Annotated in this window: 10 protein-coding genes; 9 read left to right on the forward strand and 1 reads right to left on the reverse strand. The window is 67.8% G+C overall.

All coding sequences use genetic code 11. The features are described from left to right. Positions 1-195 precede the first annotated feature (195 nt). The 8 genes from AC5I49_RS24925 to AC5I49_RS24960 all read left to right on the forward strand — a co-directional run bounded on the left by AC5I49_RS24925 (position 196) and on the right by AC5I49_RS24960 (position 9,732). A complete protein-coding gene (locus tag AC5I49_RS24925; RefSeq protein ID WP_495790056.1) occupies positions 196-1,128 on the forward strand; it encodes a LysR family transcriptional regulator in 933 nt (310 codons plus the stop codon). 120 nt (positions 1,129-1,248) lie between these two features. Next, a complete protein-coding gene (locus AC5I49_RS24930; RefSeq protein ID WP_017404025.1) occupies positions 1,249-2,838 on the forward strand; it encodes an ABC transporter ATP-binding protein in 1,590 nt (529 codons plus the stop codon). Further along, entirely contained in the window at positions 2,825-3,931 is a 1,107-nt protein-coding gene (locus AC5I49_RS24935) for an ABC transporter permease (RefSeq protein WP_016449765.1), read from the forward strand. The genes AC5I49_RS24930 and AC5I49_RS24935 overlap by 14 nt, the downstream gene beginning before the upstream one ends. Continuing rightward, positions 3,931-4,851, forward strand: a complete 921-nt coding sequence (locus AC5I49_RS24940; RefSeq protein ID WP_016449764.1) for an ABC transporter permease — start codon at positions 3,931-3,933, stop codon at positions 4,849-4,851. Before AC5I49_RS24935 ends, AC5I49_RS24940 begins: the two co-directional genes overlap by 1 nt. Before the next feature lie 48 nt (positions 4,852-4,899). After that, complete coding sequence (locus tag AC5I49_RS24945; RefSeq protein WP_016449763.1) at positions 4,900-6,072, forward strand: BMP family ABC transporter substrate-binding protein; 1,173 nt, start codon at positions 4,900-4,902, stop codon at positions 6,070-6,072. 250 nt (positions 6,073-6,322) lie between these two features. Further along, on the forward strand, positions 6,323-7,480 hold the full coding sequence (locus AC5I49_RS24950) for a BMP family ABC transporter substrate-binding protein (RefSeq protein WP_016449762.1): 1,158 nt from the start codon (positions 6,323-6,325) through the stop codon (positions 7,478-7,480). A gap of 195 nt (positions 7,481-7,675) precedes the next feature. Further along, positions 7,676-8,683 carry an aromatic ring-hydroxylating dioxygenase subunit alpha gene (locus AC5I49_RS24955; protein WP_495790057.1) on the forward strand — a complete coding sequence of 336 codons (1,008 nt, stop codon included), beginning with the start codon at positions 7,676-7,678 and terminating at the stop codon, positions 8,681-8,683. Continuing rightward, on the forward strand, positions 8,683-9,732 hold the full coding sequence (locus AC5I49_RS24960) for an adenosine deaminase (RefSeq protein ID WP_495790058.1): 1,050 nt from the start codon (positions 8,683-8,685) through the stop codon (positions 9,730-9,732). The genes AC5I49_RS24955 and AC5I49_RS24960 overlap by 1 nt, the downstream gene beginning before the upstream one ends. A gap of 6 nt (positions 9,733-9,738) precedes the next feature. Here the strand turns inward: AC5I49_RS24960 and AC5I49_RS24965 are convergent, their stop codons facing one another. Continuing rightward, positions 9,739-10,179 carry an HIT family protein gene (locus tag AC5I49_RS24965; protein WP_349335476.1) on the reverse strand — a complete coding sequence of 147 codons (441 nt, stop codon included), beginning with the start codon at positions 10,177-10,179 and terminating at the stop codon, positions 9,739-9,741. A gap of 461 nt (positions 10,180-10,640) precedes the next feature. Here AC5I49_RS24965 and AC5I49_RS24970 point away from each other — a divergent pair, with 461 nt between their 5' ends. After that, positions 10,641-11,747: a BMP family ABC transporter substrate-binding protein gene (locus AC5I49_RS24970; RefSeq protein WP_495790059.1), complete on the forward strand. Its 1,107-nt coding sequence runs from the start codon at positions 10,641-10,643 to the stop codon at positions 11,745-11,747. Positions 11,748-11,785: the final 38 nt, after the last annotated feature.

Consider the following 11,785-nt stretch of genomic DNA (forward strand, 5'->3'; position numbering starts at 1 on the left):
GACAATGGTTTGCCGGCGACTGGCTCGCATATTGCATGTGCTGCGTGCACAAGTGTTTAACCGCCCCTGCCCAGGGCATTCTTGGTGCTTGTATCTAGCTGGCGGGGGTCATGGCTGGGTTACGCTGCGGGCTCCCCATGACCTGCGGCGCGTCCCCGGCGCGACCGCTCTTTTTTTCGCTGATTGCTTCGCTACATGCGCGACCAGGCCCTGTTCGACAAGATTGATCTGCACCTGATACGGGTGCTGCACACGGTGCTGACCGAGCGCAGCGTCTCGCGTGCCGCATTGCGCCTGGGCATGCACCAGCCGGCGGTGTCCGCCGCGCTCAAGCGCCTGCGCGACCTGGCCGGCGATTCGCTGCTGGTGCGCTCGGGCGCGCACATGCAGCCCACCGAGGCCGGGCTGCGCATGGTGCAGCCGGCCGCCGACATCCTGCGCGCGGCCGAGGGCCTGTTCAGCGATGCGCGCCATTTCGATCCCCGCACCTCCACGCGCACCTTCCGCATCGCCGCCAGCGACTACCTGGACCCGCTGTTCCTGCCGCGCCTGGTGGCCCATCTCAAGACCGAGGCGCCCGGCTGCCCCGTGGACATCCTGGCCCTCAACGGCGACGCGCACTACGAGGTGCAACTGGCCCAGGGCGATGTGGACGTGGTGATCGGCAACTGGCCCGAGCCGCCGCAGGGCCTGCACATGGCCAGCCTGTTCGAGGACGAGGTGGTCTGCCTGGTCAGCCCCCACCACCCGGCCGTGCGACGCGGCTGGGACGTGGCCCAGTGGCTGGAGGCCGAGCACATCGCGCCCACGCCCACCTACCCGGGCGCGCGCGGCGTGATCGACGACCAGCTCTCCCGCATGGGCCTGCAGCGCCAGGTGGCGGCGCGCTGCGCGCATTTCAGCCTGATTCCCGACATCGTGGCCACCAGCTTGCTGGTGCTGACCACGGGGCGGCTGTTCTGCGAGCGCTTCAGCCAGCGCCTGCCCCTGGTGATCCTGCCTTGCCCGGTGGAGTTTGCGCCGCTGGTGTACTACCAGCTGTGGCATGCCCGCACGCACATGGGCGCGTCCACGCGCTGGCTGCGCGACGCCGTGCGGCAGGTGGCGCTGATGTCCCGTGCCCGCTAGGCGACGGCGATAGGAACCGCCTTTTGGGTGAACAAAGTGATGGCCGATATGAGGGCCGCCGAGGCGGTTTCAAGGACTTGTGTTCCAGTTTGTTGCAGAAATTGAAAGACAATCCCAGCCATGAATCCCCCCGATACAGTCCCCCTGCCAGCAGCAGCGCCGCCGCGGCTTCAGCTGACAGGCATCACCAAGCGCTATCCGGCGGTGGTGGCCAACAACGGCATCTCGCTGACCGTGGGCGCCGGCGAAGTGCATGCCATCCTGGGCGAGAACGGCGCCGGCAAGTCCACGCTGATGAAGATCATCTACGGCGCCGTCAAGCCCGACGAGGGCCGCATCGAGGTCGATGGCAAGCCGGTCCACATCCGCAACCCGCAGGAGGCGCGCCAGCTGGGCATCGCCATGGTGTTCCAGCATTTCAGCCTGTTCGACACGCTGTCCGTGGCCGAGAACGTCTGGCTGGGCCTGGACAAGAGCCTGCCGCTGGCCGAGGTGGTGCAGCGCATCGAGTCCACGGCGCATGACTACGGGCTGGAGGTCGATCCCCACCGCCCCGTGCACACGCTGAGCGTGGGCGAGATGCAGCGCGTGGAAATCATCCGCGCCCTGCTCACGCACCCGCGCGTGCTCATTCTTGACGAGCCCACCTCGGTACTCACGCCGCAGGCGGTGGAGAAGCTCTTCGTCGTGCTGCGCCGCCTGGCGTCCGAGGGCTGCTCCATCCTCTACATCAGCCACAAGCTGCACGAGATCCGCTCGCTGTGCACGGCCTGTACCGTGCTGCGCGGCGGGCAGGTGACGGGCGTGTGCAATCCGGCCGTGGAGAGCAATGCCTCGCTGTCGCGGCTGATGATCGGCTCGGAGCCGCCCGAGCTCACGCACCGCGAATCCCAGGTCGGCGCCAGCGTGCTGCGCGTGCAGGGCCTGGCGCTGCCGCGCTCGGAGCCCTTCGGCGTGGACCTGCATGGCATACAGCTCGATGTGCGCGCGGGCGAAGTCGTGGGCATCGCCGGTGTCTCGGGCAATGGCCAGAAGGAATTGCTGTATGCGCTGTCCGGCGAGGACACGCGCGCAGCGCCCGAAATGGTGCAGATTGCCGGCCGGGAGGCGGGGCGCCTGGGCCCCGGCCGGCGCCGTGCGCTGGGCCTGCACTTCGTGCCGGAGGAGCGTCTTGGCCGCGGCGCCGTGCCCAGCATGGGCCTGGCGCACAACCTGCTGCTGACGCGCAAGACCGCGCTGGGCAAAGGCGGCTGGATCCGCATGGGCCAGCTGCAGGAGCAGGCGCGCGCCATCATTGCGCGCTTCAACGTCAAGGCCGGCGGCCCCAACGCGGCGGCGCAGTCGCTGTCGGGCGGCAACCTGCAGAAATTCATCGTGGGCCGCGAGATCGATGCCAGGCCCGCGCTGCTCATCATCTCCCAGCCCACCTGGGGGGTGGACGTGGGGGCGGCCGCGCAGATCCGCGGCGCCATCCTGCAATTGCGCGACGAGGGCTGCGCCGTGCTGGTGCTCAGCGAGGAGTTGGACGAATTGTTCGAGATATGTGACCGCCTGCATGTGGTGGCCAAGGGCCGGCTGTCGCCCTCCGTGGCGCGGGCCGATGCCACCGTGCAGCAGATCGGCGAGTGGATGAGCGGCCTGTGGGACGGTGCTGCCGCCCCGAACGCCGCCCCGAGTGCCACCAAGGGAGGCGCCCATGTTCAAGCTTGAGCAACGCCCCCAGGCCTCGAAGCTGTGGACCTACGGTTCGCCCGTGCTGGCGCTGGCCATCACCGTGCTGATCGGCGTGTGCCTGTTCGTGATGCTGGGCAAGGACCCGGTGCGCGGCCTGCAGGCCTTCTTCTGGGACCCCGTCAAGTCCACCTATGCGCTGGGCGAGCTGGCCGTCAAGGCCACGCCGCTGCTGCTGATCGCGCTGGGCCTGGCCGTGTGCTTTCGCTCCAATGTCTGGAACATCGGTGCCGAAGGCCAGTTCGTGATCGGCGCCGTGGCCGCAGGCGGCGTGGCGCTGCTGGCGGACAAGACCACGGGGCCCTGGATCGTGCCCGCCATCCTGGTGGCCGGCATGCTGGGCGGCATGGTCTGGGCCGGCATCGTGGCCCTGCTGCGCGACCGCTTCAATGCCAATGAAATCCTGGTCAGCCTGATGCTGGTCTACGTGGCCACCCTGGTGCTGGGCTTTCTGGTCTACGGGCCGTGGAAGGACCCCATGGGCTACAACTTCCCGCAGACCAAGACCTTCGAGCGCGTCACGCAGATCCCCAAGCTGATGCAGGGCATGCGCACCAATATCGGCCTGCTGCTGGCGCTGGCCGCGGCGGCCATGCTGTGGATCTTCCTGTTCCGCACCCGCGCCGGCTTTGCGCTGCAGGTCGGTGGGCTGGCTCCGGCTGCCGCACGCTACGCGGGCTTTTCCTCGCGCCGTGCGCTGTGGACGGCGCTGCTGATCTCGGGCGCCGCCGCCGGCCTGGCCGGTGCGCTGGAAGTGGCCGGCCCGCTGGGCCAGCTCACGCCCTATGTCCCGGCCGGCTACGGCTTCGCCGCCATCATCGTGGCCTTCGTCGGTCGCCTGCATCCCGTGGGCATGATCTTTTCCGCGATTCTCATGAGCATGTTCTATATCGGGGGCGAACTCGCCCAGTCGCGCCTGGGCCTGCCCAAGGCGCTGACCGGCGTGTTCCAGGGCCTGCTGCTGTTCACGCTGCTGGCCTGCGACACGCTGGTGGCCTACCGCGTGCGCTGGGTGTCCCGCACGCCCGTGGTCCCGCCCGCAGCGGCGCCTGCCGTCAAGGAGGCCCGCTGATGGAATCCTATGCACTGCTGCTGGGCTCCACGCTCAGCGCCGGCACCGTGCTGGCGCTGGCCGCGCTGGGCCTGCTGATCAATGAAAAGGCCGGCATCGTCAACCTGGGTGCCGAGGGCATGATGCTGTGCGCCGCCATCGCGGGCTTTGCCGCCGTGGTCCACACGGGCAGCACCACCGTGGGCTTTCTGGCCGGCATGGGTGCGGGCGCGCTGCTGGCCGCCATCTTCGGCGTGCTGGTGATCTGGCTGAACACCAACCAGTACGCGACGGGGCTGGCCCTGTCGCTGTTCGGCACGGGCTTCTCGGCCTTCCTGGGCCTGGGCTATGTGCAGGCGCGCCTGCCCGAGCTGCCCAAGTTCGCCGTGCCCTGGCTGTCCGACCTGCCCGTGGTGGGCACGGCGCTGTTCCGCCTGCATCCGCTGGTCTATGGCGCGGTGGCCATTGCGGCGGCCCTGGTCTGGTTCCTCTACCGCACCCGGGCCGGCCTGGTGCTGCGCGCCGTGGGCGAGTCGCCCCAGTCGGCCCATGCGCTGGGCTATCCGGTGCGCCGCATCCGCCTGGCGGCCGTGGTCTTCGGCGGCGCCATGTGCGGTCTGGCCGGTGCCTACATCTCCACCGTCTACACGCCGCTGTGGGTGGAAGGCATGGTGTCGGGCCGGGGCTGGATCGCGCTGGCGCTGACCACCTTCGCCACCTGGCGCCCTGCGCGCGTGCTGCTGGGCGCCTACCTGTTCGGCGGCGTGACCATGCTGCAGTTCCACCTGCAGGCCACGGGCGTGCAGGTGGCCAGCCAACTGCTGTCCATGCTGCCGTACCTGGCGACCATCGTCGTGCTGGTGCTGATCTCGCGCAATCCGACCTGGATCCGCGCCAACATGCCGGCCTCGCTGGGCAAGCCCTTCTACCCGGGCTCCTGACGCTTTCATTGTTTCTCTCTCCCTCCAGAACCACAAAAGGACAAACGCATGCCCGCTTTGCGCGAACGCACCCTGAAACCTGGCCTCAAAAGCACGCTTGTGAAGATGATCGGCCTGTCGGCCATCTCGGTGGCGGCCCTGACCGCCTGCGGCAAGAAGGAAGAGGCCGCAGCGCCTGCTCCCGCTGCCGCGCCTGCCGCCCAGGCGCCGGCCGAGAAGCTCAAGATCGGCTTCATGTACGTCAGCCCCATCGGCGACGGCGGCTGGACCTTCCAGCATGAGCTGGGCCGCAAGGCCATCCAGGAGAAGTTCGGCGACAAGGTGGAAACCTCCTTTGTCGAAAGCGTGCCCGAGAGCGCCGATGCCGAGCGCGTGATGCGCGACATGGCCGGCCAGGGCAACAAGCTGATCTTCGCGACCAGCTTCGGCTACCAGGAGTTCGTGCAGAAGGTGGCGGCCGACCTCAAGGACGTGAAGTTCGAGCACGCCACCGGCTACAAGAATGCCGACAACGTGGCCACCTACGACACCAAGACCTTCGAGGGCGCCTACCTGGCCGGCATCGTGGCCGGCGGCATGACCAAGACCAAGACCATCGGCGTCGTGGCCTCGGTGCCTATCCCGGAAGTGGTGCGCAACATCAACAGCTTCGTGCTGGGCGCGCAAAGCGTCGATCCCTCGATCAAGGCCAAGGTGGTCTGGGTGAACGAGTGGTTCGCCCCGCCCAAGGAGTCCGAGGCCGCCACCTCGCTGATCAACGGCGGCGTGGACGTGCTCTACCAGAACACCAACTCCCCGGCCGTGCTCAAGACGGCCGAGGAACGCGGTGCGCGCGCCTTCGGCAAGGACGGCGACATGAGCGCCTTCGCGCCCAAGGCCCACCTGGGCTCGGCCGTGATCGACTGGACGCCTTACTACAGCAAGGTCACCCAGGACACGCTGGACGGCAAGTGGCAGGGCGGCTCGTTCTGGTGGGGCGTGAAGGAAGGCGCCATCGACCTCGTGAAGATCGCCGACGACGTGCCCCAGGACATCAAGGACAAGGTCGCCAAGGCACGCGACGGCTTGAAGGACGGCAGCTTCGCCGTCTGGACCGGCCCCATCAAGGACAACGCGGGCAAGGAAGTGCTGACGGCAGGCCAGGTCGGCGACCTGGGCTTCATGACCAGCATCAACTTCTTCGTCAACGGCGTCGAAGGCAAGGTGCCGGGCGCCAAGTGATCCGGCGGCAGTCCATGCAACAAGGGCCCTTCGGGGCCCTTTTTTCTGCCGCGATCCGCCAGACGGGTCCGCCCTATGCACCATGATTGTGCAAAGCCCCCAAAATGTGGTTTTCCCGCATGCCTGGTGGCTCTGGCGCAGCCGGCTGGCGCCATTCTTGCTTTATTCTCGGGACCCATCGCGGCGGGTCTGCGCCCCTGCGGACACCGCCTTCTTCCTGCCTGCCGCAGGACCACTTGAGGAAACTTCGATGACTGATCTTCACAAACGCTCCCTGATCAAGGTGGCAGCGCTGTCGGCCGTGGCCGCCGCCGCGCTGGCCGGCTGTGGCAAGAAGGAGGAGGCCGCGCCTGCGCCCGCTCCCGTTGCCGAGGCCCCTGCTGCCGCTGCAACCGAGCCTTTGAAGATCGCCTTCGCCTACGTGGGCCCCGTCGGTGACGGCGGCTACACCTTTGCCCACGACCAGGGCCGCCTGGCGCTGGAGAAGGAATTCGGCGACAAGATCAAGACCTCCTACGTCGAGAGCGTGCCCGAGGGCGCCGACGCCGAGCGCGTGCTGCGCGACATGGCCGCCAACGGCAACAAGCTGGTCTTCGGCACCACCTTCGGCTACATGGAGCCCATCCAGAAGATCGCTCCCGACTTCCCCGATGTGAAGTTCGAGCACGCCACCGGCTACAAGACCGCCGCCAACGTCAGCACCTACGACAGCCGCACCTACGAAGGCGCTTATCTGGCCGGCATCATCGCGGGCTCCATGACCAAGTCCAACGTGCTGGGCGTGGTCGGCTCCGTGCCGATTCCCGAAGTGCTGCGCAACATCAACAGCTTCACGCTGGGCGCGCAGTCCATGAACCCCAAGATCAAGACCAAGGTGGTCTGGGTCAACGAGTGGTTCGCCCCCCCGAAGGAAACCGAGGCTGCGACTTCGCTGATCAACGGCGGCGCCGACATCCTGTTCCAGAACACCGACTCCGCCGCCGTGCTCAAGACGGCCGAGGAAAAGGGCAAGCGCGCCTTCGGCTGGGACTCCGACATGACGGCCTACGGCCCCAAGGCCCACCTGGGCTCGGCCATCATCAACTGGACTCCCTACTACACCAAGACCGTGCGCGAGATGCTGGACGGCAAGTGGAGCAGCCAGCAGACCTGGTGGGGCGTGAAGGAAGGCGCGATCGACATCGTCTCGCTGGCCGATGACGTGCCCGCCGAGGCCAAGGCCCGGATCGAAGAGGTCAAGAAGGGTCTGAAGGACGGCACCTTCCACATCTGGAAGGGCCCGATCACAGGCCAGGACGGCAAGGAACTGCTGGCCGCCGACGCCGTGGCCGAAGACAAGTTCCTGACGGGCATCAACTTCTACGTCAAGGGTGTGGAAGGCAAGGTGCCGGGCCAGGACAGCAAGTAAGACAGACGCCAGGCCACCCGGCGCAGGCCGGGTTGCCTGTTGCCGCCAGGGCCGCCTTCGGGCGGCCTTGGCGTTCATGCGCAGCACAGGTGTACCTGTACCGTACCTGTGCTGCGCATCGAGCGGGTTTATGCTCGCTCCCAGCCGCGGCCTGCCCGCCGCCGCGGCACAGACAGACAGCAAGAGATTCCCCCCATGATCGAAAACTCCCTCTGGCATCCCGTGGCCCAGGCCCACGAAGTTGTCGATGCGCCGCTGGGCGTGCAACTGCTGGACCAGCCCCTGGTGCTGTGGCGCGATCCGCAAGGCCTGGTCCGCGTCTTCGTGGACCGCTGCCCGCACCGTGGCGCACGCCTGTCCATGGGCCGTGTCGAGAACGGCCACCTTGAATGCCCCTACCACGGCTGGCAGTTCGCCGACAGCGGCCAGTGCGTCAAGGTGCCGGCCCTGCCCAGCTTCACGCCCCCGCCCTCGCAGTGCGTGAAGGCCTTCGAGGCACAGGACGCCTACGGCCTGGTCTGGGTGCGGCTGGCCACGGGCGAGGAGCTCTCGGCGGCTCCGGCCCTGGCGGCCCTGGCGGCACTGCCAGCGTTTGAAGCCGAGGCGGACGCGCACCTGCGCAAGCTCAACTGCGGCCCCTACGACGTGGCCGCCAGCGCGCCGCGCATCATCGAGAACTTCCTGGACATGTCGCACTTCGGCTTTGTCCACGAAGGCTGGCTGGGCAGCCGCGACGCCACGGCCATCGAAGCCTATGCCGTGGAGACCACGGCCACGGGCGTGCTGGCCACGGGCTGCAAGGCCGTGCAGCCGCAGTCCAACCTGCACTCCACCAGCGCGGCCGAGGTCGAGTACACCTACGAAGTCACGGCGCCCTATGCCGCCGTGCTGACCAAGCTGCCCGAATCCGGCACCACCAGGGCCGGATGGCGCGAGTCCATCGCCCTGTTCATCTGCCCCGTCACGCCCGAGACCAGCCGCGTCTGGTTCCGGCTGGCCGTGGCAGACTTCGATTCGCCCGACGCACAGCTGCAGGAATTCCAGCACACCATCTTCTGCCAGGACCAGCCCGTGCTGGAGTCGCAGCAGCCCAAGTGCCTGCCGCTGGACCCGCGCGCCGAAATGCACTCTGCGGCCGACCGCATGTCGTCCGCCTACCGCCGCTACCTCCGGGCCAGCGGCATCACCTTCGGAGTCTGCTGATGCACACCGTACCCGCCGTGGATGCCGCGCATCTGCCCCAGTTGCTCAAGGCCATGCCCAAGGCCGAGCTGCACATGCACATCGAAGGCTCGCTGGAGCCCGAGCTGATCTTCGCGCTGGCCCAGCGCAACGGCGTGAAGCTGCCCTATGCCAGCGTGGAAGACCTGCGCCGCGCCTATGCCTTCACCGACCTGCAAAGCTTTCTGGACATCTACTACGCCGGCGCCAGCGTGCTGCTGTACGAGCAGGATTTCTACGACATGGGCCGCGCCTACCTGACGCGCGCCGCGCAGGACAACGTGGTCCATGCCGAGATCTTCTTCGACCCCCAGACCCACACCCAGCGCGGCGTGGGCATGGAGACCGTGATCAACGGCCTGTACCGCGCCTGCCGCGATGCGGAGATAGAGCAGGGCATCTCGTCGGCGCTGATCCTGAGCTTTCTGCGCCACCTCAGCGAGGAGGACGCCTTCGCCACGCTGGAGGCCGCGCTGCCGCTGCGCGACCGCTTCATCGGCGTGGGCCTTGACAGCAGCGAGGTCGGCAACCCGCCCGAGAAGTTCGCCCGCGTGTTCGCGCGCTGCCGCGAGCTGGGCCTGCACCTGGTCGCGCATGCGGGCGAGGAGGGACCTCCCGCCTATATCTGGGGCGCGCTGGACGTGCTGCATTCCGAGCGCATAGACCACGGCGTGCAGGCCGCGCGCGACGAGGCCCTGATGCAGCGCCTGGTGCGCGACGGCGTGCCGCTGACCGTCTGCCCGCTGTCCAACCTCAAGCTGTGCGTGGTGTCCGACCTGGCGCAGCACAACCTGCCGCAGCTGCTGGAGGCGGGTCTCAAGGTCACGGTCAATTCCGATGATCCGGCCTACTTCGGCGGCTACGTGAACGAGAACTACCTGCAGCTGTTCGCCGCCACGGGCATGAACTCGCAGCAGGCCTGGCAGCTGGCGGTCAACAGCTTTGACGCCAGCTTCGTCACGCCCCAGCAGCGCGCCCACTGGATGCGCCAGCTGGAGGCCGTGTTCGCCAAGTACGCAGCCCTGGCCTGAGTCCGCTCAGGCCAGCGCCTTCCTGAGGCGCTCGGCATGCTCTTGCAGCGCCTGCATGCCGGGCTCCTTGCGCGGCCAGCCCAGGCCCACGCCGTCGCCCTCGTGGCGCGGCAGCACATGCAGGTGGAAGTGGAAGACGGTCTGCCCGCCCGCCGCGCCGTTGGCCTGGAACAGGCTGATGCCATCGGGGTCGAACGCTGACTGCACGGCCTGCGCCACGCGCTGGGCCGTGCGCATCACGGCGCCGGCCTCGTCGGGCGTGAGGTCCAGCAGGGTCACGGCATGGCGCTTGCTGGCCACCAGCACATGGCCGGGATTGACCTGGCCGATGTCCATGAAGGCGATGGTCTGCTCGTCCTCGAACACCTTGGCGGACGGGATCTCGCCCGCCACGAGGCGGCAGAAGATGCACTGGCCCGGGGGCGAGGTATCGACGAACATCGGCATGGTCTTGTACTCCTTGGTGGTTGCTTGGGGGTGGAATTTGCCGACGATCTTAGAGCGTGTTAAGCACTTTTAAGTACCCGCGTTGGTTCTGCGCGCTGGTGATCGCAAGGCGCAGTGCGCCGCCAAGGCTGGAGCCTTGGCAAGCGCTGCAACGCCGCGAGCGCCTGCGCGCAGAGCCAACCCTTCGGGAAAGCCGGGAAATGGGCCCGGCCCTTCGTTGCAGCACACTTGCGGTATGGCAACCGCGGCGCGCGCTGCGCCTCGTTCCGGGCCCATTTCCCGGCTTTCGCGGGCACTTAAAAGTGCATAACACGCTCTAGTAGACGGTATCTGCCGCCCCTTATGGAGGCCATAAGCGCAGGCCCAGGCAGCCCTCGGGGCCGCTGCCTATAATCGCGCCCCGCACCGGCCGCTGCCCACGGCAGGTGCGTTTTCATTTCCGGGCCATGTAGAGGAACACCATGTACAAAAACCTCGCAGCCGCAGTCGCGGCTGCAAGTCTTGTATCCACGGCCTTGTCCCAAGGCCATCCCGCCCCTTCATCCCCCGCAGGTTCCGCGCCCCTCAAGGCCGCCTTCGTCTATCTGACGCCCGTGCTCGACGCCGGCTGGACGCGCCAGCACGACGAGGGCCGGCGCGCATTGCAGGCGGCCCTGGGCCCGCGCGTGCAGACCCGCGCCGTGGACAGCGTGCCCGAGGGCCCCGACGCCGAGCGCGTGCTGCGCGACCTGGCCGCCTCGGGCAACCAGCTGATCTTCACCACCAGCTTCGGCTACACCGAGTCCGTGATGCGCGTGGCGCGCGACTTCCCGCAGGTGAAGTTCGAGTCGGTCACGGGCTTCAAGCGCGCCGACAACGTGGCCACCTCGAATGCGCGCTACTACGAGGGCCGCTATCTGTCGGGCATTGCCGCAGGCCGTGCCAGCAAGACGGGCGTGGCCGGCTTCGTGGTCGGCTTTCCGATTCCCGAGGTGCTGCAAGGCATCAACGCCTTCACGCTGGGCATGCGCTCGGTCAATCCCAAGGCCACGGTCAAGGTGGTCTGGCTGGATACCTGGTTCGACCCGCCGCGCGAGCGCGATGCGGCCATGGCACTGTTCAACGGCGGCGTGGACGTGGTGTCCTTCCAGGTCGCATCCACCGCCGTGATGCATGCCGCCCAGGAGCGCGGCCGCATGGCGATTGCCTACCACTCCGACATGCGCAAGGACGGGCCCGACGCCCAGTTGCTGGCCGTCACCCACCAGTGGGGCGACTACTACACGGCGCGCGCCAAAGCGGTGCTGGACGGCAGCTGGAAGAGCCAGGACACCTGGGGCGGCGTGCGCGAGGGCATGATCCGCGTGGAGGGCTTCGGCCCCAGGCTGCCGCCGGCCGTGCGCGAGGAAGTGCTGCAGCGCCAAAAGGACATGGCCCAGGGCCGCCTGCAGCCCTTCAAGGCCGGCGACCAGCCGGTGCGCGACAACCAGGGCCAGGTGCGCATTCCAGCCGGCAAGCAGCTGGACGATGCGCAGATCCTGCAGATGAACTGGCTGGTGGAAGGCGTGCAGGCCACCCTGCCCAAGTGAGGTGGGACCCCTGGCTGCCGCCCTGGCGTAAACCCTAG

Source organism: Delftia sp. (assembly GCF_059499305.1).